Source organism: Qipengyuania sp., from assembly GCF_048550555.1.
GTDB lineage: Bacteria > Pseudomonadota > Alphaproteobacteria > Sphingomonadales > Sphingomonadaceae > Qipengyuania.
Genome location: NZ_JBLYYF010000048.1, coordinates 1 through 25,669, shown reverse-complemented (window position 1 = coordinate 25,669; position 25,669 = coordinate 1). Strand labels below are relative to the sequence as shown.

Below are 25,669 nucleotides of genomic sequence, written 5' to 3'. Positions count from 1 at the left end.
CTGACGGGTGCCGCCCGACCACCTTATGCGCGCCGTGCGCCGACGAACTCGAAGCAAGGTTTCCCCAAAATGAATTCTGCCACGACCAGCGTGGACCTGACGACACCCGTTCCGCAGATGCGGTTGTACCGCAACTGGCTGAAAGAGATCCGGGGCCTCGAATTCGCTACATACGAAGACCTCCACCACTGGTCGGTGGACGATCTCGAGGGTTTCTGGCGCAGCATCTGGGAGTGGGACCGCGTCCAGTCGCCCACGCCGGTAACCGACGTGCTGGGTGGTGATGCCATGCCCGACGCTCGCTGGTTCGACGGCGCCACGGTCAACTATGCGCGGCACGTCTTCGGCCATGTGGACGCGGCCGAGGAAGCCGGCCAGCCCGCGATCATCGCCCAGGACGAGCGCGGCAGGAACGAGACGATCGGCTGGCGAGAGCTGCGCAGTCGGGCCGCTTCGCTCGCCCTCGACCTGCGGGCACGCGGAATTGCACCCGGTGACCGGGTCGCGGCCTATCTTCCCAACATTCCGGCCGCAGTCATCGGCCTGCTGGCCTGCGCCAGCGTGGGTGCGGTCTGGACCTTGTGCTCTCCCGACATGGGCATCAACGCGGTGCTCGATCGCTGGCGGCAGACCCAGCCCAAGGCGTTGATAGCGGTCGACGGGGTCTTCTATGCAGGCAAGACCCTCGACCGCAGGGCGACGCTCGCCGAGATCCGCGCCCAGCTTCCCTGCATCGAAAGCCTGTATCTGGTCTCGACCGACTGTGCCGAGAGTGTGGCAACCGATGCGATCGACTTCGCGGCGGTCATCGCGCGCGACGACGAGGCGGTTGCCGGCTTCGAGCCCGAATGGCTGCCATTCGACCATCCGCTCTGGATACTCTATTCGAGCGGCACCACCGGCCTGCCCAAGGCAATCGTCCACGGGCATGGTGGCGTCATACTCGCGACTGCCGCCGGGCGCCTCCATTTCGACCTGGGCCCGAGCTATGAGGAGAATACGCTGGGCGACCGGTTCCACTGGAACAGCGCCAGCGGCTGGGTGATGTGGAACATCCAGGTCGGGGGGCTGCTCAGCGGCACCACCATCTGTCTGTTCGACGGCTCGCCGAGCGGGACCAGGACCGATCCCGACTGGACGCGACTTTGGGACTTCGCGGGCCGCGCGGGCGTGACATGGTTCGGCGCGGGTGCAGCCTTCTTCGCCAATTGCCGCAAGGCCGGGGTCGAGATCGCACAGATCGACGGGGCAGAGCGCATCCGCGCACTCGGCAGCACCGGGTCGCCTCTGCCGCCCGACGTGCAACGCTGGGGCACGGCGCAGTTCGCCACGCTCGGTCGGCCCGACATCTGGTGGTGCAATGTCAGCGGGGGGACCGAAATCGCCGCCGCCTTCATGGCCGGCAATCCCGAACTCCCCGATACGCCCGGCCGCTTGCAGTGCCGGCACTTGGGCGCCGCGGTCGAGGCTTGGAACGAACGGGGAGAGCCGATTGTCGACGAGGTCGGCGAACTGGTCTGCACCAAGCCCTTTCCCAGCATGCCGCTCTATTTCTGGGGCGACGAGGACGGCAGCCGGTATCGCGGATCCTACTTCTCCGAATGGCCCGGGATCTGGCGTCACGGCGACTGGCTGACGGTCCACGAGGACGGCAGCTGCACGATCTCGGGCCGCAGCGATGCAACCATCAACCGGCACGGCGTGCGCATGGGTACCGCCGAAATCTACGCCGCCGTCGAGCAACTGCCTCGAATAGCCGACACGATGATCATCGATGTCGAGGATGCAGACGGCGATAGCCGCCTGCTCATGTTCGTCGTTCCGAGCGAAGGCGAGCAGGTGGACGCAGAGACGCAGGACGCGGTCGCCGCCGCGATCCGCACCAGCCTGTCGCCGCGCTTCGTGCCCGACCTGCTGATTGCCGCGCCGGGAATTCCCCGCACTCTGTCGGGCAAGAAGCAGGAGCTGCCGATCAAGCGGCTGTTCGCCGGATGGCCGGTCGCCAAGGTGATCAATGTCGAGGCGAGTTCCACGCCCGAAGTATTGCCCTGGTATGTCGAACGGGCGCAGGCTTGGCGGAGCCACGAGCCATCCCAGGCCCGGCTGCGCACGGAGCGGACTTCGTGAAGGCCGGTGTTGTCGGAGCGGGCCTCATGGGGGCGGAGATTGCGCTGGTTCTTGCGCTGGCCGGCCACGATGTGCTGCTCCACGACCAGAGCAGTGAAGCGCTGCACCGTGCGGTCGAAAGATTGCGCGGCATTCTCGACAAGGGTGTTGCGCGACAGTTCTATGAAGCGGAAGCGGCCGAGGTTGCGCTGGAGCGGATCGAGCCGGTCCAGTCGATAGATGCAATGGCCGATTGCGCGATGGTGACGGAAGCCGTCTACGAATCGCTCGACGCCAAGGGCGCGGTATTGCGCGCACTCGATGAGGCATGCCGACCCGAGTGCATCCTTGCCTCGAATACCTCGACCTTGCCGATCTCGACGCTCGCGGCCTTCCTTGCGTCCGAACGGCGGGCACGCTTTCTCGGCACACACTACTTCTCGCCCGTGTCGCGTATGAAGCTTGTCGAGGTGGTGCCCGGTTTCGCGACAGATCCAGCGACGGTCGGTGAGGTCGTCGCGATGCTGGAGGGAATCGGCAAGCATCCGGTGCGGATCAGGGATGTCGCCGGCTTCGCGGTCAACCGGATGCTCCACGCGATGCTGATCGAGGCGGTGAGATTGGTGGACGAAGGCGTTGCCACGCCCGCCGATCTCGATACCGCATGCCGCCTCGGCCTCGGTCACCCGATCGGGCCGTTCGCGATGATGGACGTGGTGACGTCGGACCTGTGCCTGCAGGTGCAGGGCATCCTCCACGACGCCTATGGGGAACGCTTCCGCCCGCCCGCCCTGCTCAAGCAGCGGGTCGCGGCAGGTTATGGCGGCGGCAAGGGCAAGCCTGGCTGGCTGAACGAAAACGGATAAGAACGAAGCGGAGAGGACCAAGCGATGACCCGAACCAACACGCCGTGCGAGCGCTCGCAATGAGCGCCGCGACCGCGACCGGAGGCGGTTACAAGTCGTCCCCCAGCGCGAAGATCACGCTGGGCATGCTGGCTTTCGTCTACGTGCTCAATTTTCTCGACCGGCAGCTGATCTCGATCCTCGCCAAGCCGATCCAGGACGGGCTCGGCATCAGCGACGGGCAACTCGGGCTGCTCACAGGGTTCTATTTCGCGCTCTTCTACTGCTTCATCGCCATTCCGATCGGCTGGCTTGCAGACCGCACCAGCCGGGTGAAAGTGCTCTCCGCCGCCTGCGCGATCTGGAGCGCGGCGACCGCCGCCTGCGGCATGGCCGCCAACTACGGCCAGCTGGTCGTCGCACGGATGATGGTCGGCGTTGGTGAAGCCGGCGGGGTACCGCCGTCCTATGCGATCATTTCGGACACCTTCCCGCGCGAGCGGCGGACGACCGCAATGGCGATCTTCAATCTCGGCCCGCCCATCGGCTCCGCGCTGGGCGTGGCTTTCGGCGCTTCGCTCGCATCCGCGTTCGACTGGCGCATGCCCTTCTATGTGATTGGCGCCATCGGGGTTTTCACGGCGTTGCTGGTTTACTGGCTCGTCCGGGAACCTGCCCGCGGCGAGACCGACACCCGTCCGGTTGCAACCGTGCCGGAGGTGCCTCCGGAAGGTTTCGCGGCGACCATCCTCCGCTTTTTTCGCAACCCGCTGCTCCTGATGGCGTCGCTGGCGAGCGGGGCGGGCAATTTCATCACCTATGGTCTGCTGAACTTCACCGTGCTGTTCCTGATGCGCGAAAAGGGCATGACGCTGGAGGATGTCGCCGTGTGGTACGCGCTGGTCGTGGGCATCGGCATGAGCGCCGGGATCTACGCCTCGGGCCGGATCGTCGATCACTTCGCCCGGCGCAGCAAGACCGCCTATGCCACCGTGCCCGCCGCTTCGCTGGTGCTGGCAATGCCGTTCTTCGTCGGCTTCGCATGGTCACCGAACTGGGAGCTCGCGCTCGCCTTCCTCGCCGTGCCCATGTTCCTCAATTCCTTCTTCCTTTCGGCTACGGTCACCTTCGTCCAAAACGAAGCCGCGCCCGAACGGCGCGTCATTTCCGGCGCTTTGCTGCTGCTGGTGATGAACTTCATCGGGCTGGGGCTGGGGCCGACCTATGTCGGCATGATGAGCGACTTCTTTCGCCCGACCTATGGCGAGCACGCGCTGCAGGCCGCTTACTATGCTCTGGCGCCCATGTATCTGATCGGCGCACTGTTATTCCTGTGGCTCGCCGCATTGATCCGGCGATCGGAACGGGCGTCGGCTTCGTGAACGGGACCGGCCCATGCCACAAGCATCGGAGAGAAACATGACACGCACGCACCGCCTCGCCGTTCTCTCCGCCGCCGCATTCTGCTGTACGGTTCCGGGCGCGGCTTTGGCCCAGTCCGCCACGGCGGGCAGCAATGCTCAAACCCGCTGTAGCGCGCTGTCCAATGTGAAGCTGGCCAACACGACGATCGAAAGCGCGATGCCGATCCCGGCAAAAGCTGACGAGGCCACTCTCACTGGGGACGTGCCCGGCTATCCCGCCTTCTGCCGCGTGGTCGCGCGGGTCAGGTCTGCGCCCGGGTCCGACATCGGGGTCGAGCTGTGGCTGCCTGCGGAGGGGTGGACCGGGGTGTTTCACGGCAACGGCAGCGGGGGCTTCGCGGGGAGCTTCGCGCTCGGCTATTCTGGCATGGCCGAGGGGCTGCGACGCGGTTTCGCGACCGCGACCACCGACGCCGGCACGGCGCCCGCCACGCCGCTCGAAGGGGAAGCCCTGATCGGCCAGCCGCGCAAGTGGCGCGACTGGGGGCGCCTGTCCACTCATGTCATGACGACCACGGGCAAGGCGCTGACCAAGGCGTTTTACGGGAGGGAGGCGCGCAAGTCCTATTACACCGGCTGTTCGACCGGCGGGCAGATGGGGCTGATCGAAGCGCTTTATTACCCGCAGGACTACGATGGCATCCTTGTCGGTGCGCCGGTCATGAACCGTACCTGGGGGCACGCGGCGGTGCTGTGGAACTATGCTGCCGCGAACCGGGAACCCGGCCGCGTTCTCTCCGACGCCAAATTGAAGCTGCTCAACGACGCCGCCATCGCCACCTGCTGGAAGCAAGGCCATGCGCTGGCGGGTGACCGCTTCATCATGGACCCGCTGAGCTGCCGCTTCGATCCGCAGATCCTCCAGTGCAAGGCGGCTCCATCGGCGAACTGCCTGACCGAAGGCGAGGTCGCGACTGCACGCGCATTCTATTCGGGGCCGACCAGCTCGACCGGCGATCGCAGCTTCTATGGCTGGCTTCCCGGCAGCGAGATGCCCGATACGTTCGGCTGGTCCTTCCTTCAGAAGCCGATCAAGGACGCGCCACCCTTCGGCGGGCTGTTCAAGTGGGTGTTCGGGACGGACTGGGACTGGAAGGGGTTCGATTTCGACCGGGACATGCCGCTGGTGGACGAACGCCTCGATGCGATCGTCAACGATGCCACGCGCGGCAGCCTCGCCGATTACGCAGCGCGGGGCGGGAAGCTGATCGTCTTCCACGGTCTCGCCGATACACTCGTTCCGCCGGAACAGTCGGTGGCATTCTTCGACCGGCACGCCGCTCAGATCGGTGACCCGGCAAGGCTTGGGGAAAATGCCCGCCTGTTCATGGCCCCGGGCATGATGCATTGCGGCGGAGGCACCGGGCCGGATGCGTTCAACGCAACGCTGGGCATCCCGCCGCGTCCCCCGTCCGACGATCCGCAACACGACCTCTTCTCTGCGCTGATCGCTTGGGCGGAAGAAGGGAAGGCCCCGGACCGGATCACCGCGACCCGGTTTGCCGACGCTGGGTCGGGCAAGATCGCCATGCAGCGCCCATTGTGCCCATGGCCGCAGCGCGCGGTGTATCGCGGTACCGGGTCGACCGATGCTGCGAGCAGCTTTCGCTGCGAAACGCCGGGAAAAGCCCGGGGCGAGCGCTAGGGTTTCGGACTTGCCCAGCCGTCGTGACCTGGCCCGTCTTGGTATAGCCGGTGCCGCGGCCTCGCTCGCCGCCCCCGTGCAGGCGCAGGCGAAGGGGACGGTCGCGTTTCACCCGCTGTCGTCGCGGAATGTGCCGGGCGAGTTGGGCATCGCGATCTATCATCCGCCCGGCTACGACGCGCAGCGCGCCGAACCTTATCCGCTGCTGATGTTGCTCCATGGCGGCAATGGCAGCGAGCGGGACATGCTCTACTTCACCGACATCTTCGACGCCGAGATTCTCGCCCGTCGCCTCCCCCCGTTGGTGATCGCCACCCCGAGCGCCCGGCGGTCGCTCTACATGGATTTCCGGGATGGTTCGCAGCTGTGGGAGCGCTATATCCTCGGCGACGTGCTGCCTTTCGTACGCCGGTCGGCACATGTTGCGCAGACCCGGGACGAAACGTTCCTTTCCGGCATATCGATGGGCGGACTGGGTGCGTTGCGGATCGCGTTCAAGCATCCCGACGAGTTTGCCGCCGTCGCCGCGCTCGAGCCGGCCATCGAACCCAAGCTCCGCTGGCAGGGCGTCGGCCCCGAAACCCGCTTCTGGCGCCCCGAGACCGTACTCCATCCGATCTTCGGCAATCCGGTCGATGCGGATTACTGGGAGTCGAACAACCCGGCGACCATCGCCTCCCGTGAGCCCGATCGCCTGTTCGGACTCGGCATCTATCTGGAAGTCGGCGACCAGGACATGCTCCATCTCTACGAAGGGGCCGAGTTCCTCCATCGCATCCTTTTCGACGCGCGGCTCGCGCACGAATACCGGCTGGTCCATGGCGGGGACCATATCGGTCGGTCGCTTCTGCCGCGCATGGCGAACGCGCTCGACTTCATCGGTCGCCGGATTTCGCCACCCGGCTGGAACGACGAAGGCGTCGCCAGCCTGCGCGCGGTCATCGACAGACAGAAGCGCGCCGCCGACATCGTCGTGCAGTCGCCCGACCCGCGACGTCTGGCCCAGGCAAGGGGGAACCCGGATGATGGGCGATAGGGGGTGCGCGCCCAGGCGCGCCTTGCGTCACATTTTCGCACGCGGGAAGAGAGGTTTGGCCCGCCGATCGCGCCCAGCACAGCGCGCGATCACATGGACGCGCCCCGCAGGCTCATGAGCGAGTCCAAGAGCCCCTCGTCCGCGCTCGAGCACACTCCTAGGACAACCGCCTCGTCGCAGTTCTTGGCCGCGACATAGGCATGACCCATCGCGGAATCGAGGTAGATGCTCTGACCTTCTTCGAGAACGACGGGATCGTAGAATTCGGTATGCACCTCGATCGCGCCCTCGATAACGTAGATGAACTCCTCGCCGTGATGTTTGACCAGCTCGCCGAACTCGGCGGCGCTGCGGGCGCGGATCCGCGTGACGATCGGGATCATCCGTTTGTGGCGCAGATCGGTGCAGAGATAGTGATAGTCGTAATTGTCGGTGGTCACCTGGACCGCGTCCTCGACCTTTCCGATCGAGCGTCGCCCGGTCACCTGGGGCACCTCGCGGTTTTCCGATTCGACGAAGAGATCCGACATGCGGATATTCAGCCGTTCGCTGACCTGCTGCAGCTTGTCGTAGCTCAGGGTCAGGCGGTCATGCTCGACCTTCGACAGCGTCGAGACGGGGATCCCGCATTTCTCGCTCATCTGCTTCAGAGTCCACTGGTTGCGGGTGCGAATTCGCCGCATGACGCTGGCCAGGGCCGGATGCTTGGTGGTGGAATCCATTGATCGGCGAAACTCTTGGTTTGACAATTTTCCAGATAGGACATTATGTCCCTATTGGGATAGGTGTTTGCATTCTACGGATGGTCTGAATTCACCGCAAGTGTCGCCTCCGCCATGGGAGAGGGTAAGCCAAATGCCGAAGTTTCCGAAGTTCATCGCATCGCTGGCAGCCGGGTTGCTGTTCCTCCCGCTTGCCGCACAGGCGCCGCAAGAGACCGCGGTCGAGGGCGCGGCGCGCTCGACACCGGCCGCCGAACAGCCCCGCGCGGCGCAGGCTCGCGAGATGAGCGAACAGGATGTCTCCGCATGGCTCGACGGCTTCATGCCCTATGCCCTCGAATCGGGCAGCATTCCGGGTGCGGTGGTCACCGTGGTCAAGGATGGCGAGATCGTCGCCAGCAAGGGCTATGGCTATGCCGATCTCGCAGCCCGCAAGCCCGTCAACCCCGACCGCACGCTCTTCCGCATCGGCTCGATCTCGAAACTGTTCACCTGGACCGCGGTGATGCAGCAAGTCGAGGCGGGACGGCTCGATCTCGACCGCGACGTCAATGCCTACCTCGATTTCGAGATTCCGCCCTATCAGGGCGAGCCGGTCACGTTGCGCAACATCATGACGCACACGGCAGGCTTCGAGGAATCGATCCGCTACCTGATCACCGACGATGCCGATGCGCTTCTGCCGCTGGACGAGTATGTCAAGCGGGCGCTGCCGGAGAGGGTCTTCGCGCCGGGTACGACACCGGCCTATTCCAACTACGCGACCGCTCTCGCCGGCTATATCGTCGAGCGCGTGTCGGGCACGCCCTATGACAGCTATATCGAGCAACGCATCTTCAAGCCGCTCGGAATGCGGTTCGCGAGTTCGCGTCAGCCGCTCCCCGCCTCGCTCGCGCCCTATATGTCGAACGGCTATCAGGGATGGAACGAGGGGGCGAAGAAGTTCGAGATCGTCCTGCCAGCACCCGCCGGCAGCTTCTCGGTTAGCGGGACGGACATGGGCAAGTTCATGCTTGCGCATCTCGAGAATTCCGGGGCGCTGCTCAAACCCGAGACCGCGAGCGAAATGCACAATTTCCGCGCGCCCGGGCTCGGCCCGCTCAACACCATGGCGCTGGGCTTCTACGAGCAGGTGGTGAACGGCCATCGCAGCATCAGCCATGGCGGTGACACCGATCACTTCCACAGCGATCTGTGGATCTTCCCCGACCTGCAGACGGGCGTCTTCATCTCGATGAACAGCCCGGGCAAGGAAGCTGCGGCCTATGGCTTGCGCGGGACGATCATTCACGCCTTCGCCGATCGCTATTTCCCCGACCGGCGGAGTTTCAAGCCGCTCGATCAGGCCACGCAGCGCGAGCATGCCGCGCTGGTGGCGGGGACCTATGTCTCGAGCCGCGGCTCCTTCACCAATTTCATGAGCCTCTTCGGTCTGCTGGGCGGCACCACGATCGAAGCGCTGCCCGACGGCAAGATCGCACTCCCCGCGCTCGACATCCTCGGCGCCGGAGAGCGCGAGTGGGTCGAGGTCGAGCCCTTCGTGTGGCGCGATGTCAATTCGGGCGAGCGCATCGCGGCCGAGGTCAAGGACGGGAAGGTCGTCCGGGTCAGCATGGACACGGTATCGCCCTTCATGATGCTCGTGCCGGCTCCCGCCGCGACCAACCCTGCATGGCTCCTGCCGGCGACGGTTGCCGCGCTCCTGCTTGCCTTGCTGGCGCTCGTGTTCTGGCCGGTCCGCGCCCTCGTGCGGCGTCACCATGGCGCTGAGTTCGCACTGAGCGGGCGCTCGCTCCTCGCCTATCGGCTGGTCCGGGTCTTCGCCGGCCTCGCCATCCTCGCGACGCTCGGCTGGGTCTTGCTCGTGCAGACCTTCACCGCCGATCTCGGGGCGCTCGGTGGCTCGCTCGACTGGCTGATCCATCTGCTGCGAACCCTCACGCCGCTGGCGGCCTTCGGTCTGCTCGGCGTGTCGGTGTGGCATCTGGTGCTGTGCTTCCGCGACGGCCGTCGCTGGACGATGAAGCTCGGCGCCGGGCTCATGGTGCTTGCCGGTCTGATCCTCTCCTGGGTGACCATCGCCTTCCATCTCTACGGCTACGGCCTGGTGTACTGACGGTGGCGACCGATTGCCGGCAACTCGCGCTCTCCCTCTCGGTCGAGCATTTTCCCTATCACCGGCCGTTCCGGATTTCGGGGCATGTGTTCGACAGTACTGCCGTGCTCGTCGTGCGGCTATCGGATGGGACGTACGAGGGGTGGGGCGAGGGCGCCGGGGCCTACTACCTCGGCGACGATGCCGAGAACATGATGCAGCAGGCCCTGGCAGCCAGGGAGGCCATCGAAGCCGGTGCGACACGCGCGCAGCTCCAGACGATCATGCCTCCCGGAGGCGCAAGAAACGCGATCGACTGCGCTTACTGGGACCTCGAGGCCAAGCAGCGAGGCATGCCGGTCTGGAAGCTCGTCGGCCTGCGCCAACCGGTGCCGCTGCGCTCGACACTGACGCTCGGGGCGGACGAGCCGGAGGCGATGGCCCAGGCGGCACGGGCGCTCGATCCGGCCGCCCCGATCAAGGTCAAGCTGACCGGCGACACGGGCATCGACATCCTGCGGGTGCAGGCGATCCGCAAGGCGCGGCCCGATGCGTGGATCGGGGTCGATGCCAACCAGGGGTACCGGATCGAGACGCTGCCGGACCTCCTGCCCGCGCTGGTCAAGGCGAAGGTCGCGCTGCTCGAGCAGCCGCTGGCGATCGGTCGCGAGGCGGATCTCGACGGCTTCGATCGCCCCTTGCCCTTTGCGGCGGACGAAAGTGCGCTGACGCTCGCCGACACCGACGGGCTCGTCGGGCGGTTCGACATCGTCAACATCAAGCTCGACAAATGCGGCGGCCTGACCGAGGGGTTGGCAATTGCCCGCCGGGCCCAGGCGCTGGGGCTCAAGGTGATGGTCGGCAATATGATGGGGACGAGCCTGTCCATGGCTCCGTCCTACCTGCTCGGCCAGCTGTGCGACGTCGTGGACCTCGATGGCCCTATTTTCCTCCAGCAGGACCGGCCCGATGGGGTGCTCTATGCCGACGGCAAAGTGCATTGCGATGACGCAATCTGGGGCGGCGTCACGTCGATGTCCTAAATAGGTTGACAGTTTTCCAAACAGGACAATAATAGTTGCGTTCCGAAAGTACGTGGGTTGGGCTGCGTCTCTTTCGGACGCTTCGCAAGGCCCGGAGGGACGGAAACGGGTGGCGCGGAGCGATCGGGGACAGCTGCCATCTGGTGGCGCTAACGGGATGAGACACATGAAATCGATCTTTGCTTCTTCGAGCCTTGCCGTTCTCGGCGCGGTGCTGGCAGCGGCTCCAGCCTTCGCGCAGGAGGCCGATGACGACGATCTGGGCGACAACGTCATCATCGTCACGGCGCAGAAACGCGAGCAGACCTTGGCCGAAATCCCCCAGTCGATCTCGGTGCTCGGCGGGGACGACCTCGAACAGCAGCAGGCCACCAGCTTCGTCGACTATGTCGCGCAGGTTCCCGGACTCAGTCTTCAGCAGTCCGACCCCGGCAGGACGCGGATCATCCTCCGCGGGATCAATACCGGCGGCGCCAGCCCCACAGCGGCGGTGTATGTCGACGATACGCCGTTCGGCCCCAGCACGGGCGCCAGCAACGGCGCAATCCTGGCGGGTGACATCGACACGTTCGATATCGAGCGGGTCGAAGTCCTTCGCGGCCCCCAGGGTACGCTCTACGGCGCAAACTCGCTCGGCGGCCTCGTCAAGTTCGTCACGGTCGCGCCGCAACTCGGCGAATTCCAGGTGCGGGCCAAGGCGGGCTACGAGGTCACGGACGGCGGTGATGACGGCTGGAGCGCGAACGGCGTCGTCAATATCCCCGTGGGCGATACGATCGCGCTACGTGCCAGCGGCTACTATCGCGACGTGGGCGGCTATATCGACACCGTCGGGATCAATCGCGAGAACGCCAACGACTATGCCAGCTACGGTGGCCGTGCATCGCTGTTGTTCGAGCCGAGCGAGGACTTCTCGGTGCGGCTGACCGCGATCGCGCAGAACATTCGTTCGAATTCGCGCGCTGGCTTCGATGTCGATCCGGTCACGCTGAAGCCGCTCGATTTCGATCCCACCACCGGCGATCCGATCTCCGACGGCCGGCTGACCCGCTCGGAATATTTTCCCGAGCGCAACGACGTCGACTACCGCCTCTACAACGGCACCGTCGAATGGGACATGGGCTTCGCCACGCTGACCACGGTCACCAGCTACGGCACGCTCGACCAGACCGAAGTCTATGACGTAACCTATCAGCTACCCGGCATCGCCGATGCAATCTATGGCGGCCCGGGCGTCGACCCGCTCGGGATCACGTTCCCGGCATTTTCGGGCCAGAAGAAATTCACCCAGGAAGTACGCCTCGACTCCCCGTCGAACGACAGCTTCGAATGGCTGATCGGAGGCTATTTCACCAAGGAAGACGGGCTGCTGTTCCAGAACTACCAGCCCTTCGTCCTTGCGACGGGCGAAGCGGTCGACCCCGCGCTGACCCTGCCCGTCGGCGCAGGCGGCGCCGATGTCACCTTCCCCACCTTCCTGACCGCGGTCCTCGACTCGCAGTACAAGGAATATGCCGCCTTCGGCAGCGCGACATGGTACATCACGCCCGCTTTCGACATCACTGCCGGTGCGCGCTACAGCCACAACGAGCAGGACACGCTGCAGTCGCTCGACGGCTCGCTGCTGTTCTTCTCGGGCTTCGCGGTCGAAGACATCCCCGACGTCGTGACGGGCACTTCGAAGGAGAACGTGTTCACCTGGTCGGTCGCCCCGCGTCTCGAGCTGTCCGACCAGACCACGCTCTACGCCCGCGTCGCCAAGGGCTACCGCCCGGGCGGCCCGAATGTCGTGCCGCCTGGCGCCGGACCGAATTTCCCGACCCAGTTCGATGCCGACACGCTGATCAGCTACGAGGCAGGCATCCGCGCCGAAACCGCGGATCGCAGCTTCACGATCGACGCCTCGGTCTACTATCTCGACTGGAAGGACATCCAGGTCCTCGTGACCTACGACACAGCGATCGGCCCCGTGAATGCCGATGGCAATGGCGACACCGCGACCAGCAAGGGCGTCGAGATCAGCGCCACGCTGCGGCCGATCCGCGGCCTGGATGTCACCTGGAACATCGCCTACAACGACGCGCGGCTCGACGAGGATCTGCCTGCGGGCAATGGCGGCTTTGCCGACGACCGGCTCCCCTACGCCCCTGAATGGTCGACCAGCCTTTCGGCCGACTATGAATGGGCCGTGGGCAATTCGGCCAAGGCCTTCGTGGGTGGCAGCGTACGCCTGATCAGCGACCAGTTCGGCAATTTCGACGACGCCTATCAGACCACGTTCGGACGGCGCTACACGATCGACGGATATGCTTCGGCCGATCTGCGGGCCGGGATCGACTTCGAACGCTTCAGCATCGGCGCCTATGTCCGCAACGTGACCGACTCGCGCGGGCTGACCAGCGTTGGCAGCTTCCTGCTCCGCCCTGGCACCGCCTTGTCGGCGACCGCGATTCGTCCCCGCACCTTCGGCCTGACCGTTGGCGCAGAGTTCTGAGGCGAAGCGCGAGATGAACGCATTCATGCGGCATGAAGCCGAGGCGCTCAGCCTCTCGACGCCCTACCTGCTGTTCCTTGGAGATATCGACCAGCCCAGCTATGCCAAGACCGCCTTCGGACTGGTCGACTGGGCGCCGGACCTGTGTGTCGGCGAGTGGTCGACCGCGGAAGGTGCCGTCAGCGCTGGACTTGCCCGGATGGATCCGGCGGAAGCCCGGAGCCGGGGCGCGCGCTCGCTGGTGATCGGGGTCGCCAATCCCGGCGGGGTCATCCCGGACACTTGGGTCGCGGCCCTGGTCGAAGCGCTCGATGCCGGCCTCGATATCGTCAGCGGCCTGCACCGTCCCCTATCCTCGATACCCGAACTCGAGGAGGCGGCGCGGCGGGGTGGGCGACGATTGGTCGATATCCGAGTGCCGCCCAAGAACATCCCCGTCGGCACCGGTCGCAAGCGGTCGGGCAAGCGTGTCCTGACCGTGGGCACCGACTGCGCGCTGGGCAAGAAATACACCGCCATCGCGCTTCACCGGGCGCTGCTGGCGCGCGGGGTCGATGCCGATTTCCGGGCAACCGGCCAGACCGGCATCATGATCGCGGGCAAGGGCATACCGATGGATGCGGTCATTTCCGATTTCGAAGCGGGGGCGGCCGAGGTCCTTTCGCCCGACGCGGCCGCCGATCACTGGGATGTGATCGAAGGGCAGGGATCGCTGTTCAATCCCTCCTTCGCGGCCGTGTCTCTCGGCCTCCTGCACGGAAGCCAGCCCGACGTCTTTGTGGTTTGCCACGATCCCACCCGCAAGGAAATCATCGGGGTCGAAGGGTTCCCGGTGCCGTCTGTGGAAGAGGTGATCGACCTGACGATGCGGCTCGGCAGCCTGACCAATCCGAAAATCCGTTGCGGTGGGGTCAGTCTCAACACTTCGTCCTTCGACGAGGGTGAGGCTGCGCGGATCATGAAGGCCGAAAGCGATCGTCTGCATGGCCTGCCCGTCGCCGATCCGATGCGCGGCGGCAGGCTCTTCGAAAGGCTGGTCGACAGTTGCCTGGCCTGACCGCCCCGGAACCGACGTCGCAGGGCAGCTTCTTCCAGCGCTACCTGCTGCCCGGCTTCGCGCTCAAAGGCGTCATCATCGGCGGCGGCTATGCCACCGGACGCGAGCTCGCCGAATACTTCCTCAGCCAGGGCGCGATCGGCGCGCTCTGGGCTATGGTGCTGGCGACGGTCATATGGTCGCTGGTGGCGGCGCTCACCTTCGCGTTCGCGCATGCGACGCGGAGCTACGACTATCGGAGCTTCGTCAGTCAGCTGCTCGGGCGCGGCGCGATCGTGTTCGAGATCTGCTTCATCCTCTTCTCGATCCTGTTGCTCGCCGTGTTCGGGGCGGCTGCGGGCGAGGTCGGGGCGAGCCTGCTCGGCCTTCCCAAGCTCGTGGGCACGTTGAGCCTGGCGATCCTGATCGCGGTGATCGCGGGACTGGGCGAACGCGCGGTCGAGACGATGTTCAAATATGTCTCGACCTTTCTCTATACGGTCTATGCCATCTTCCTCGTGCTCGCGCTTTCGCGTTTCGGCGAGCGCATCGACCAAACACTGCAGGCGGGGGGCATGGCCGCGGGGTGGCCGCTCTCTGGGCTGACCTACGGGGCCTACAATATCGTCGCCGCCGTGATGATCCTGCCCGTGCTCCGCCATATCGGCACGCGGCGCAACGCACTGGTGGCTGGTGCGATCGCCGGTCCGATGGCGATGCTCCCGGCACTTGCGTTTCTGCTGGCGATGATCGCATTCCACCCGGCCATCCTCGATGCGACGCTGCCGTCGGACTACATCCTGCAGCGCCTGGGAAGCCCGGCCTTTCGCTTCGCCTTCCAGATCATGGTCTTCGGCGCGCTGCTCGAAAGCGGTGTCGGCGTGATCCATGCGCTGAACGAGCGCGCGGTCGCGGGTTACCTTTCGCGCCGACCCGATGCTGCCGTGCCCGTATGGTTCAGGGCTGTGCTCACGATCGGCGTGCTTGCGGCCTGCATGTTCGTGGCAAGCTGGATCGGCCTGGTCGAGCTGATCGCCTCGGGCTACCGCATCATGGCGCTGGTCTTCCTCGCCACATTCGTCGTGCCGATCCTGACGCTCGGCGCCGTACGCATCTTCGCCTCGCGCGCGTCCGACCCCGTCGCGGGCCATGCGTGATGGCGTTAACCGCCCCGGCAGGACCAGCAGGGCCGGACAGGTGCACTCGTTTTTCCCCGAACGCTCAAGACGGAGGGGCTCATGACCTCTAGACTGCTTGTCACGCTGACCGCCATCGTCGCGATGGCCACCGCCGGACCGCTCTCAGGAGCGCCGCCCGAGGGTTTCGCGGAGCGGGTGGAGACGCTGCGCGAGCAATCGGGGGCGCCGGGGATTTCGATTGCGATCGTCGAGCATGGCGAGACGACCCTCGCGCGCGGCTGGGGCGTGCGCAAGCTGGGCGGGAGCGCGAAGGTCGATGCGCATACCATCTTCCCGACCGGATCGACCGGCAAGGCCTTCACCGTCGCAGCACTCGCCACGCTGGTCGACGAGGGCAAGCTCGGCTGGGACGACACGGTCATCGACCACATGCCGTGGTTCCGTATGAACGATCCATGGGTGACCACGCACATGACCGTCCGCGACCTGCTGGTTCATCACAGCGGTCTCGGGCTCGGGGCGGGGGATCTCCTCTATGTCCCCCGCTCCGACCTGACCCGCAAGGAGACGGTCGAGCGCCTCCGTTATATCGAGCCCGCCACGAGCTTCCGCTCGGCCTATGCCTATGACAACATTCTCTATGTCGTAGCGGGCCAGCTGATCGAGGAAGTGAGCGGCAAGACCTGGGAACGCTACGTCCTGGACGATGTCCTGCGCGCGGGCGGCATGATGGATTCGACCTCGGACTACGATACCCGCTATGCGGTCGCCAACCGCGCGCTCCCGCATGCCCGCACGCAAGGCGTGCTGCGCGGGGACGGGCCCAATGTCGTTCTCGACGAGAAGGACGAGCTCGGCCGCAACGCCCTGCCCGCCGGGGGACTGGCCATGAGCGCAAGCGATCTAGCCCAATGGCTGAAGATCCAGCTGGGCCATGGCGCGCTGCCGGGGGGTGGTCGCCTGTTCAGCGAGGACGCGGCGCTCGAGATGTGGAAGCCGGTGACGCCGATGCCCAACGAGGCCTGGCCGGGCGATCTCGCGCCGACCAATCCGGACTACACCGCCTATGCGCTCGGCTGGCAGGTCCAGGACTATCGCGGGGCGCGCCTCATCTGGCACGGGGGCGGGGTGTTCGGCGCGATTGCGCTGGTGGCGCTCCTGCCCGACCAGGATGTCGGCTTCGCGATCGTCATCAATTCGGAAGAGGCGGCGCTGCGCCGCGGGCTGTTCTACGAATTGCTCGACCATTATCTCGGCCTGCCGTTCAATGACTGGCCCACGAAGTGGGACGCATTCGTCGAGGAGCGGCTCGAAGGCGGAAAGGCCTTCCTTGCCCAGGCCGGCGAGGAAACCGCCGATGTCGGCCCCTCGCTCGCGACCTCCGCCTATGCGGGTACCTATCGCGATCCATGGTATGGCGATGTCGTCGTGAGCGAGCGCGACGGCGGATTGTGGATCGACTTCACCACCAATCCGCGGATGGAGGGCCGGCTGACCCACTACCAGTACGATACCTTCAAGACCGAGTTCACCGACCCGGCGCTCGAAGCCGCGCTCGTGACCTTCGATCTCGACGCGCATGGCGCCATCGACCGGGTGAAGGTGGAGGCAGCCTCTCCGCTGGCAGACTTCAGCTATGATTACCGCGATCTCGACCTCAAGCCGGTGAAGGAAAGCCGATGACCAGCAAACTTCCACTCGCGCTGTTGCCGGCGCTGGCGCTGTCGGCCTGCGCCACGGTCCCGCAGGGGAAGGGCGATGTCATGTCCATCCATCGCGACCTGATCGTGCTCGACACCCATCTCGACACGCCGCTCAACTTCGGCCGCGAAGGCTGGGACTTCGGGGCGCGGCATACGCTGGAGAACGATATCGCGCAGGTCGATCTCGGCCGCATGCGCGAAGGTAATCTCGATGGCGGGTTCTTCGTCGTCTACACCGCGCAGGGACCGCTGACGGCCGAGGGCTATCGCGAGGCGCTTGCCTTCGCCCGGCACCGGTCCGACGTTATCGATGCCGAGCTCGCCAGGCATCGCGATGTGATCGAGCCCGCGACGAGCGCCGCGCAGGCCGAAGCGCTTGCGCGCGAGGGCAAGCTGATCGGCTTCAAGAGCATCGAAAACAGCTATCCGCTTGGCGAAGACCTTACGCTGCTGGAAGAATTCCATAAGCGCGGTGTGCGCATGGCCGGGCCGGTTCATTCGGGGACCAACCAGTTTGCCGATTCGGCGACCGACGATCCGAAATGGAACGGGCTCAGCCCGCTCGGCCGCAAATGGGTCGCCGAGATGAACCGGCTCGGCATGGTGATCGATGCGAGCCATTCGTCGGACAAGACGCTAGACGACATGCTCGCGCTCTCGACGACGCCGATCATTCTCTCGCACAGCTCGCCCCGCTGGGCGAACGACCATCCGCGCAATCTCGACGATGCCCGCATTCGCGCGGTGGCCGCGAAGGGCGGCGCCATGTGCATGTCGACGATCTTCATGAGCGAGATGAACCTGGGCGAGGAACGCGCGCAGCTGTTCGACCGGTACGAGCACATCGCCGAACTCTCGCCCGCGGAGCAGGCGGAACTGATCCGCCGGACGCGCGCGCTCGACAAGACCGAGCCGATGTGGGCCACGAGCTTCGAGCAATACATGGCGGCCCTGCTGCATGTGATCGAGGTCGCCGGGGTCGATCACGTCTGCTTCGGGGCTGACTGGGACGGCGGCGGCGGCATCGACGGCCTCATGGACATCACCGCGCTGCCGGTGATCACCGGGCGCCTGCTCGAGGCCGGCTATACGCGCGAGGATATCGACAAGATGACCGGCGGCAACGTCCTGCGCATCCTTGCGGCGGCGGAGGCTGCCGGGCAATAAGCCCGCCATGGCCGACGATACGATCGCTCCGCTCGACCCATTCGAGAAGAAGATCCTCGCACTGCTGCAGGAAGACGGCTCGCTGTCGACCTCCGCCATTGCCGAGAAGGTCGGGCTGTCGGCCTCGCCGTGCTGGCGGCGGATCGACCGGCTCGAGCGCGACGGTTTCATCAAGCGCCGGGTGGCGCTGGTCGAGCGCAAGTCGGTCGGCCTGAATGCGCAGGTATTCGCCCAGGTCAAACTCAACGCGCATGGCCGCGCCAATCTCGACGAATTCGCCGAAGCCATCAGGGCCTTTCCCGAAGTGCTCGAATGCCACGTCCTGATGGGCCCGGTCGACTTCCTCCTGCGGATCGTCGCGCCCGATATCGAGGCCTACGAACGGTTCTTCTTCGACAGCCTGTCGCAGCTCCCCGGCGTGCAGGAGGTCAACTCGACCATCGCCCTGTCCGAGATCAAATCCACCACGGCACTGCCGATTCGATAACCCGGGGAAAGTTCGACCGGGTATCGGACGGTGCGGGGAGAAACTCACCGCCTGTTCCTGGAATTAGGCCAAAGAGCCGAAAAAGGCAGGTTCGTCGATGCACATGCCGACCGTCGCTCGACCTCGCCCAGAAGCCCGCGTGAGCCGCAAGATCGAAGCCTTCTTAGGGGTCATCGCTGCACTCTTCCGTAACCGCGGCAACCGCCTCGCTCAGGGGGATCTGACGGTCAGCGAGATCGCCGAAGGATGCAGGCGGTCATGGAACAGGCTGTGCGTCTGCGCCCGGAAGTCCTCGGCTCGAGCCTCGAGGATATTGTCCAGGAAGATCTGAGGATTGCGCGAGATCAGCGGGAACCAGCTGCTCTGGATCTGAACGCCGATCCGGTGGCCTTTCCTGATCACGTGCGACGCCGAGTGGAGATCGATCCGGTAGCTCAGCACGGCATCGGGCTCGAGCGCGCGGGCATTGTCGAAGCCCTCGCGGAAGCGCCCCCGGAAGACGTCCCCGGCGATCATCCGCTGGCGGCCCGCCAGCGAGGGCTCGACGCTCTCGTCGGCTGGGTAGATGTCGAGCAGCTTGACCACCCAGTCCGCGTCGGTCCCCGTCGTGCTGGCGAAGAGCTGCGCCTCGAGTTCGCCTTCGAAGACCAGATCCTCTTCGAGCGGCTCGGTCTGCCAGAGCAGGACATCGTCACGCTGGGCGAACCGGGCCTGATCGTCGGCCTGCCAGACCGACCAGCTCGATCCGGGAGAGAGGAAGGGAAGGATGTCTCCTTTGGCGCGATAGGGCACGGGATCGTTTGGATCGGAGACGAAGGTGCTCGGCTCAGCCGATGTCGCCGAAGGGGGATCGAAGCTCAGCCGCCCTCGCGGCCCGAGATAGAGCCGGCGTTCGACCACGCCGGTTGCCGGCGGCCATGCATCGCTGCGCTGCCACTGCTTGCTGCCCGTCTGGTAGACCAAGGTTTCCGCGAGCGGCAATTCGCCTTCGTCTTTCAGCCAGTAGCGGAACCACGGGAGCTCCACCTCGCTGCGAAACCACTTGCCCGTGTCCGAGCCGAACTCGAAGGGGCCGTAGTGGCTGCCGTCGCCGCGCCAACCGCCATGGTTCCACGGACCGACGACGAGATAATTCAGTCCGTTGGTGTCGCCCTTCTCCTGCTCGCGGTAGATGTTCATCGGGCCGTAGAAGTCTTCCTGATCGTACCAGCCGGCGACCACGAGGTTGGGGACGGCGACCTCAGTCGGCAGGTTGCCGGTGGTGCGCTGGCTGCGCCAGAAGGCATCGTAGGTCGGGTGGTCGACGAAATTGCGCCAGCTGGGGACGGTCTTGCCGAGCTGCCTGCGGTCGAGCGAGGCGAGCGGGTCCTGCTCGAGATACCAGTCGAACACGCTCGACGTTCCGCCGAAATCGAATGGCTTCATCGTCCGCCCGTCGGTCTCGAGCGCGGTCACCCAACCCCAAGCGTAGTCGAGCCGCAGCGCGCCATTGTGGTGGAAGTCGTCGCCGATGAACATGTCGTCGGGCGAGGCCTGCGAGGAAATCGCCTTGAGCGCGGGATGCGGTTCGATCGTCGCCATGGCGGCGGTCCACCCGCCGTAGGATACGCCCATCACCGCGGCGCGACCATTGGTGGCGGGGAGATGGGATACCAGCCAGTCGATCGTGTCGTAGGTATCGGTGGATTCGTCGACGCCATCGGCATCGGTGCGCCGCGGGCGCAGGTTCACGAACTCTCCTTCGGAGCCCAGACGGCCGCGGATATCCTGCAGCACGAAGATGAACCCGTCGTCGGCCAGCTCCTTGTAGGAGGATCCGAGCAAGTGTTTCACATAGTCCGGGGCGAAGCCATAGGGAGAGCGGCTGATGAGGATCGGCAGATCCTCTGCGCTGTCGCGTGGGCGCCAGACCTGCGCGTGCAACCTGGCCCCGTCGCGCATCGGTATCATCAGGTCCTCACCGACATAGTTGCCGATCGCGGCGCCGGGCGCGACCTGATCGCTGAGCCCGCCTGACCGAACCTCGACGCTCTGGCTGAGCGCTGGTCTCTCGGATATCGCCACGGAGCACGCGAGGAGGACGCCGCATGCCGCCAACCTGCCGAGGCGGGAGACGAGCCGCCGCAGTGGAGAAGATGTTTGGGCTCCCCAAGAGCGACCGGACACGCGCGCGGCTTGCGGGTTCGGACGTGTGCAAGTCCCTTGCTGCCGTGCCGTCCTTATATGGAATGTGTGCAAACCGCCCTCCAATGCAAGATTTCCGTTTCGGCCACTATTGTCCTTATCAGAGAAAAGGCAAGCTGGTTACGGGCCATTTCTGGTTTCGCGCGGGGATAGGACGAGTTGCAGCAAACGCGTGAGCGCTGGGAACGTCATCCGCCGGCCAGGATCACCAAACGCGGGAACGCCTGCAAGCTGTCGAAGCCGAACGCCCCGCTCGGCGCTGAACCGACCGATCCCAGATTTTCGCTCCCGGCCCCCCAAGCTGCTGGCCCGCCAAACACCTTCATTGCGCTGAAGGCACGCCTGGCGACGCCCGCACTGCAACCACCGTCGCGACTAGCCGGTGATCAACCTCTCGAACTGGTCTCTTCCCCTTGCAGAGAAGATTATCGCTCGAGATTCGGTCGCTCGATACGCCCATCGGCGCTCGAGAATCCGGCTCAGGATCGCGCGGCCCAGGCTCCCGGAAAGGTGTGATCGCCGCTCGCTCCAGTCCAGGCACTCCCTGCAGACAGGCGCGCGTCCGGCCTGGAGCGCTGCAATGTCGATGTCCAACGCAGCCGCAAACGCCATCCCGCGCGTGGTCAACGACAGGCCCTCTGGTGCGAGTTCGAGACACGAGCGCTCCAGCAATCCATCGAACAGTCGCGTCGCCAGATGTCCCGCCAGATGATTGTAACAGATGCGCGCTTCGCGCAGTCTCGCATCCTTGGGGCCAGTTCGTGCCCGGACATGCCCCATATCCTCCGCGAGTTCCATCAGCACTTCGAGCGAGCGGCCGACCCGCTCGTCGGCGAGCGAGAAGTAGCGATGCCTTCCTTGCCGGCGTGGCTTGATGAGCAGGCCGTCTTCCAACCTGCGCAAATGCGAACTGGCCGTCTGCCGCGTCACGCCGGCCTCGCTCGCGAGCTCGGTGGCGGTCAGGGCCTTGCCGGACATGAGCGCGGTCAGCATGTTCGCCCGAGCCGGATCGGCGACCAATGCTGCGAGGCGGGCGATATCCGGACCTTCCTTCATACTTCGATCTCTACCGAAGCGTTGCGTTCGGACCAAGAGCTATGTGCGGGCTTCCACGAAGAGAGGTATCCCATGCTTACCTGCGTCATCCGCTACCACATCGATCCGACGAAGAAGGACCAGTTTGCCAGCTATTCCCGAAATTGGGGGGAGGCGATCCCGCGCTGCGGCGCAGACCTGATCGGCTATTTCGCACCTCACGAAGGCTCGAGCACGCTGGCCTACGGGATCTACAACGTCGAGAGTCTGGCGGCCTACGAAGCCTATCGCGAGCGGCTCGCCGCCGATCCGCTGGGCCGCGAGAACTACGAGTTCGCCCGGCGGGAGAAATTCCTTATCCGCGAGGATCGGACGTTCCTCACGATCGTCTCGCGGCCTCACGGAGACAGGGTATGATCGCCGTGATATTCGAGGCCGAGCCCTCACCGGGCCGCCACGATAGCTATCTGGATATCGCAGAGAAAATCCGTCCGCTGCTCGAAGAGGTGGAGGGCTTCGTCTCCGTCGAACGGTTCCAGAGCCTGACCAATCCTGGCAAGCTGCTCTCGCTTTCCTTTTTTGCCGATGAAGTGGCGGTGCGACGCTGGCGCGAGATGGCAGAGCATCGCGCCGGCCAAGCGGCCGGGCGACATGGGGTCTTTGCGCATTATCGACTGCGAGTAGCGGAAGTGATCCGGGACTATTCCATCGCTGACCGCGCGCAAGTGCCAGCTTCTCCGGTGCCATGACTGGGGGCACTCGCCGAACCAAGGCGTCTCCGCTTCCCGGCTCTCGAAGCTGACATTCCGCTCGCGTTGCCAAGTAGACGGTGAGCTGCCCTGCAGGCGCCCGCATCGGGAAAACGCTGGCTTCGACAACCCTGCGTGTTAGTCTCGGGCGGGATGAGCTGGTCCAACTGGTCAGGCAGCGTGAAGGCAGAGGGGGAGGTCCACCTGCCGCGAACCGAGGAAGAACTCGGCGCCTTGGTGCGCGCGGCGGGGACAGTCAGGCCCACCGGTGCAGGGCATTCGTTCATGCCGCTCTGCGCCAGTGACGACGTCATCGTCGGTCTTGCCGAGATGGACTCCCGTCTCGCCATCGCGTCCGACCGGATGACTGCGCGCATCCCCGCCGGCTGGAGCATCAAGCGCCTGACGCAGGAGCTCTGGGAAAGTGGGCTCGCGCTGGCGAACCAGGGCGACGTCAATCCGCAGTCGCTCGCCGGAGCGATGGCAACCGGAACGCATGGGACGGGCCGAGAGCTCGGCAACCTCGCCTCGTTCGCCCGCGGTTTCCGCCTCGTCGGGGCAGACGGGCAGGCGATCTGGTGCGACGCAAATACCGAAGCCGACCTGTTCGAGGCCCAGCGGCTGTCCCTCGGGATGTTCGGCATAGCGACCGAGATCGAGTGCGATGTGGTCCCGGCCTATCACCTCGTCGAGCGGGTCGCGAAGCACCCTTGGGACGAAATTCGCGAAAGATACTTCGAACTGGCGACCGAACTGCGCCACGTCGAATTCTGGTTCTTTCCCCATGCCGACACGGTGATCTTGAAAACGCTGGAGCCGTGCGATCCCTGCGACCCTCCGCCCACCACGACCGACATGGAAGAAGCCGGTTTCCGCCGTCTGCTCAATATCGGCGCAATGTTTCCCCCGCTCGTGCCCAGTCTGCAAAGGCTGCTGATGCGATTCGATATGAGCGGTGAACGCAGAGGACCCGCTCACACTATCTTTCCGTCCGATCGCACGATTCCATTCGAAGAGATGGAGTACGAGATGCCTCAATCGGCTGGGCTGGAAACCCTGGACGAACTGGTCGGCTGGATTCGCAAGAAGCGATTGCCGGTGTCTTTCCCCTTCGAATTCCGCATCGTCGCTGCCGACGACATCTGGATGAGTCCGATGAATGCCGGCCCGGTCGCGGCCATATCGATGCATCAGTATGCGAAGATGCCGTGGCGGAAACTGTTTGCGGAGGCCGAGGCGATTTTCCGCGCGCATGGAGGGAGGGCGCACTGGGCAAAGCGCCATACCTTGGGGCGCGACGATGTCGACGCGCTCTATCCCATGGCGGAGCGCTATCGCGCGGTGCGTCGGGCGGTCGACCCCGCCGGCAAGTTTCTCAATCCGCATCTCGAGGAATTGTTCGGCTGATGGACGACCGTGAACTCCACGAACATCTGATTGGCCAGCAGGGGTCGCGTGCGGCGCTCAACACGCCCGTCCTGGTGCTCGATCTCGACCGGCTCGAGCGCAACATCGCTGCGATGCAGGCGAAGGCGAGCGACAAGGGCGTGGCCTTGCGGCCTCACGCCAAGACACACAAGAGCGTCGACATCGCCCACCGGCAGATAGCCGCAGGCGCGGTGGGCGTCTGCTGCGCCAAGATCGGCGAGGCCGAGGTCATGGTCGACGCAGGGGTGGCGGGCGTGCTGATCACCTCACCGGTGGCGGCGCCTGCCGCGATCGACCGGCTGGCGACGCTCGCCCGTCGCGCGGAAGGCCTCATGGCTACCGTCGACGACCCGCAGATCGCCCGGAGCATTGATGGTCGTCTGACTCGCAGCGATGCGATGCTCGATGTGATCATCGATGTCGATCCCGGCATTCGCCGGACGGGCGTCGCTTCACCCGAGGCGGCCGTCGAACTGGCAAAGACGATCGCCGATTGCGAGCGGCTGCGCCTGCGCGGATTGCAGTTCTATTGCGGGGCGCAGCAGCACATCGAGGATTTCGCAGCCCGGCGGACCGCGATCGAGGAGCGCACGCGATACCTCCGCTCGGTCGTGGATGCCCTTGGCGAAGCAGGCTTTCCGCCCGAGATCGTCACCGGTTCGGGCACCGGAACTCACGCGATCGACCTCGCGCTGGGCGTATTTACCGAGCTCCAGGCTGGCTCCTATGTCTTTATGGACGCGCAGTATCTCGACTGTGACCTCGACGGTAGCGGCGAAGCTCCGTTCGAGACCTCTCTTGCGGTCGATGCACGCGTCGTCAGCGCCAACCATGGCGGCCTGGTCACGATCGATTCGGGGTTCAAGTCGCTGTCGACCGACGGAGGCAGTCCACGGGTCTGCAGGGGAGCGCCTTCCGACACTGTCTTCGCATTCATGGGCGACGAGCACGGCGCGCTTGTGGGTCCGGAAATCGGCGCACGCCTGCGGCCTGGAGATCCGGTAAGTCTGGTGGCACCCCACTGCGATCCGACAGTGAACCTCTATGACTACTACCACGTGGTTCGGGACGACACGCTCCTGGACATCTGGCCTGTCAGCGCGCGCGGACGAGCGCGTTAGCGTCCGTATCCGGTCACAGTTTCGCCGGCGCTTGGGGAGAATGGCGCGGAACCGCCCGTTTCTGGGCCGTCTTCACGACGACACCGAAATGAAGCGGGGAGATACAGACTGTATGGTGCGGTCGAGAAGACTCGAACTTCCACGGCCTTGCGGCCACAACGACCTCAACGTTGCGCGTCTACCAGTTCCGCCACGACCGCACACAGTCTG

20 protein-coding genes and 1 tRNA gene are annotated in these 25,669 nt (G+C 65.2%); 17 read left to right on the top strand and 4 right to left on the bottom strand.

The genetic code is table 11. The features are described from left to right. Positions 1-69 precede the first annotated feature (69 nt). From ACN4E0_RS13310 to ACN4E0_RS13290, 5 genes are read left to right on the top strand one after another with little or no spacing between them, the layout of a single operon-like run. Positions 70-2,127: an acetoacetate--CoA ligase gene (locus tag ACN4E0_RS13310; RefSeq protein ID WP_419568588.1), complete on the top strand. Its 2,058-nt coding sequence runs from the start codon at positions 70-72 to the stop codon at positions 2,125-2,127. Then, a complete protein-coding gene (locus tag ACN4E0_RS13305) occupies positions 2,124-2,972 on the top strand; it encodes a 3-hydroxyacyl-CoA dehydrogenase family protein (RefSeq protein ID WP_419568586.1) in 849 nt (282 codons plus the stop codon). The genes ACN4E0_RS13310 and ACN4E0_RS13305 overlap by 4 nt, the downstream gene beginning before the upstream one ends. Positions 2,973-3,031: 59 nt before the next feature. Continuing rightward, entirely contained in the window at positions 3,032-4,333 is a 1,302-nt protein-coding gene (locus tag ACN4E0_RS13300) for a spinster family MFS transporter (RefSeq protein WP_419568584.1), read from the top strand. A 37-nt stretch (positions 4,334-4,370) separates the two neighbouring features. Further along, on the top strand, positions 4,371-6,020 hold the full coding sequence (locus ACN4E0_RS13295; RefSeq protein ID WP_419568582.1) for a tannase/feruloyl esterase family alpha/beta hydrolase: 1,650 nt from the start codon (positions 4,371-4,373) through the stop codon (positions 6,018-6,020). A gap of 10 nt (positions 6,021-6,030) precedes the next feature. Then, entirely contained in the window at positions 6,031-7,056 is a 1,026-nt protein-coding gene (locus ACN4E0_RS13290) for an alpha/beta hydrolase (protein WP_419568580.1), read from the top strand. Positions 7,057-7,145: 89 nt separating this feature from the next. Here the strand turns inward: ACN4E0_RS13290 and ACN4E0_RS13285 are convergent, their stop codons facing one another. Next, on the bottom strand, positions 7,146-7,778 hold the full coding sequence (locus ACN4E0_RS13285; RefSeq protein ID WP_419568578.1) for a helix-turn-helix domain-containing protein: 633 nt from the start codon (positions 7,776-7,778) through the stop codon (positions 7,146-7,148). A gap of 133 nt (positions 7,779-7,911) precedes the next feature. Here ACN4E0_RS13285 and ACN4E0_RS13280 point away from each other — a divergent pair, with 133 nt between their 5' ends. From ACN4E0_RS13280 to ACN4E0_RS13245, 8 genes are all read left to right on the top strand, one after another. Then, positions 7,912-9,894: a serine hydrolase domain-containing protein gene (locus ACN4E0_RS13280; RefSeq protein WP_419568576.1), complete on the top strand. Its 1,983-nt coding sequence runs from the start codon at positions 7,912-7,914 to the stop codon at positions 9,892-9,894. 2 nt (positions 9,895-9,896) lie between these two features. Beyond that, positions 9,897-10,916, top strand: a complete 1,020-nt coding sequence (locus tag ACN4E0_RS13275; protein WP_419568574.1) for a dipeptide epimerase — start codon at positions 9,897-9,899, stop codon at positions 10,914-10,916. A gap of 166 nt (positions 10,917-11,082) precedes the next feature. After that, on the top strand, positions 11,083-13,410 hold the full coding sequence (locus ACN4E0_RS13270) for a TonB-dependent receptor (protein WP_419568572.1): 2,328 nt from the start codon (positions 11,083-11,085) through the stop codon (positions 13,408-13,410). Positions 13,411-13,423: 13 nt separating this feature from the next. Continuing rightward, positions 13,424-14,467: a DUF1611 domain-containing protein gene (locus ACN4E0_RS13265; protein ID WP_419568570.1), complete on the top strand. Its 1,044-nt coding sequence runs from the start codon at positions 13,424-13,426 to the stop codon at positions 14,465-14,467. Continuing rightward, on the top strand, positions 14,455-15,603 hold the full coding sequence (locus ACN4E0_RS13260) for a hypothetical protein (RefSeq protein WP_419568568.1): 1,149 nt from the start codon (positions 14,455-14,457) through the stop codon (positions 15,601-15,603). The genes ACN4E0_RS13265 and ACN4E0_RS13260 overlap by 13 nt, the downstream gene beginning before the upstream one ends. Positions 15,604-15,684: 81 nt before the next feature. Continuing rightward, positions 15,685-17,268, top strand: a complete 1,584-nt coding sequence (locus ACN4E0_RS13255) for a serine hydrolase (RefSeq protein ID WP_419568566.1) — start codon at positions 15,685-15,687, stop codon at positions 17,266-17,268. Beyond that, positions 17,265-18,455 (top strand): dipeptidase, encoded by a 1,191-nt coding sequence (locus ACN4E0_RS13250; RefSeq protein WP_419568564.1) that lies wholly within the window; start codon positions 17,265-17,267, stop codon positions 18,453-18,455. The genes ACN4E0_RS13255 and ACN4E0_RS13250 overlap by 4 nt, the downstream gene beginning before the upstream one ends. 22 nt (positions 18,456-18,477) lie before the next feature. Continuing rightward, positions 18,478-18,942, top strand: coding sequence for an Lrp/AsnC family transcriptional regulator (locus ACN4E0_RS13245; protein ID WP_419568590.1), 465 nt, complete (start codon positions 18,478-18,480; stop codon positions 18,940-18,942). A gap of 210 nt (positions 18,943-19,152) precedes the next feature. Here ACN4E0_RS13245 and ACN4E0_RS13240 read toward each other — a convergent pair whose 3' ends face one another. Both ACN4E0_RS13240 and ACN4E0_RS13235 read right to left on the bottom strand, forming a co-directional pair. Further along, a complete protein-coding gene (locus ACN4E0_RS13240; protein ID WP_419568562.1) occupies positions 19,153-21,006 on the bottom strand; it encodes a CocE/NonD family hydrolase in 1,854 nt (617 codons plus the stop codon). Between the two features lie 495 nt (positions 21,007-21,501). Then, positions 21,502-22,182 carry an ArsR/SmtB family transcription factor gene (locus ACN4E0_RS13235; RefSeq protein ID WP_419568561.1) on the bottom strand — a complete coding sequence of 227 codons (681 nt, stop codon included), beginning with the start codon at positions 22,180-22,182 and terminating at the stop codon, positions 21,502-21,504. Between the two features lie 72 nt (positions 22,183-22,254). On the opposite strand from ACN4E0_RS13235, the gene ACN4E0_RS13230 reads away from it, so the two are divergent. The 4 genes from ACN4E0_RS13230 (at position 22,255) to ACN4E0_RS13215 (ending at position 25,459) form a co-directional block, all read left to right on the top strand. Further along, positions 22,255-22,578 carry an NIPSNAP family protein gene (locus tag ACN4E0_RS13230; protein ID WP_419568559.1) on the top strand — a complete coding sequence of 108 codons (324 nt, stop codon included), beginning with the start codon at positions 22,255-22,257 and terminating at the stop codon, positions 22,576-22,578. Then, on the top strand, positions 22,575-22,910 hold the full coding sequence (locus ACN4E0_RS13225; protein WP_419568557.1) for an antibiotic biosynthesis monooxygenase family protein: 336 nt from the start codon (positions 22,575-22,577) through the stop codon (positions 22,908-22,910). The genes ACN4E0_RS13230 and ACN4E0_RS13225 overlap by 4 nt, the downstream gene beginning before the upstream one ends. Positions 22,911-23,063: 153 nt before the next feature. After that, positions 23,064-24,317 (top strand): D-arabinono-1,4-lactone oxidase, encoded by a 1,254-nt coding sequence (locus ACN4E0_RS13220; protein WP_419568555.1) that lies wholly within the window; start codon positions 23,064-23,066, stop codon positions 24,315-24,317. Further along, positions 24,317-25,459: a DSD1 family PLP-dependent enzyme gene (locus ACN4E0_RS13215; protein ID WP_419568553.1), complete on the top strand. Its 1,143-nt coding sequence runs from the start codon at positions 24,317-24,319 to the stop codon at positions 25,457-25,459. The genes ACN4E0_RS13220 and ACN4E0_RS13215 overlap by 1 nt, the downstream gene beginning before the upstream one ends. Before the next feature lie 113 nt (positions 25,460-25,572). On the opposite strand, the gene ACN4E0_RS13210 is transcribed toward ACN4E0_RS13215, so the two are convergent. Next, positions 25,573-25,659, bottom strand: a tRNA-Leu gene (locus tag ACN4E0_RS13210). Positions 25,660-25,669 lie beyond the last annotated feature (10 nt).

Coding starts and splice junctions, on each gene's coding strand:
- ACN4E0_RS13310 (WP_419568588.1), top strand. CDS start 70: ATGAATTCTGCCACGACCAGCGTGGACCTGACGACACCCGTTCCGCAG.
- ACN4E0_RS13300 (WP_419568584.1), top strand. CDS start 3,032: ATGAGCGCCGCGACCGCGACCGGAGGCGGTTACAAGTCGTCCCCCAGC.
- ACN4E0_RS13295 (WP_419568582.1), top strand. CDS start 4,371: ATGACACGCACGCACCGCCTCGCCGTTCTCTCCGCCGCCGCATTCTGC.
- ACN4E0_RS13285 (WP_419568578.1), bottom strand. CDS start 7,778: ATGGATTCCACCACCAAGCATCCGGCCCTGGCCAGCGTCATGCGGCGA.
- ACN4E0_RS13280 (WP_419568576.1), top strand. CDS start 7,912: ATGCCGAAGTTTCCGAAGTTCATCGCATCGCTGGCAGCCGGGTTGCTG.
- ACN4E0_RS13270 (WP_419568572.1), top strand. CDS start 11,083: ATGAAATCGATCTTTGCTTCTTCGAGCCTTGCCGTTCTCGGCGCGGTG.
- ACN4E0_RS13265 (WP_419568570.1), top strand. CDS start 13,424: ATGAACGCATTCATGCGGCATGAAGCCGAGGCGCTCAGCCTCTCGACG.
- ACN4E0_RS13255 (WP_419568566.1), top strand. CDS start 15,685: ATGACCTCTAGACTGCTTGTCACGCTGACCGCCATCGTCGCGATGGCC.
- ACN4E0_RS13250 (WP_419568564.1), top strand. CDS start 17,265: ATGACCAGCAAACTTCCACTCGCGCTGTTGCCGGCGCTGGCGCTGTCG.
- ACN4E0_RS13235 (WP_419568561.1), bottom strand. CDS start 22,182: ATGAAGGAAGGTCCGGATATCGCCCGCCTCGCAGCATTGGTCGCCGAT.
- ACN4E0_RS13230 (WP_419568559.1), top strand. CDS start 22,255: ATGCTTACCTGCGTCATCCGCTACCACATCGATCCGACGAAGAAGGAC.
- ACN4E0_RS13225 (WP_419568557.1), top strand. CDS start 22,575: ATGATCGCCGTGATATTCGAGGCCGAGCCCTCACCGGGCCGCCACGAT.
- ACN4E0_RS13220 (WP_419568555.1), top strand. CDS start 23,064: ATGAGCTGGTCCAACTGGTCAGGCAGCGTGAAGGCAGAGGGGGAGGTC.
- ACN4E0_RS13215 (WP_419568553.1), top strand. CDS start 24,317: ATGGACGACCGTGAACTCCACGAACATCTGATTGGCCAGCAGGGGTCG.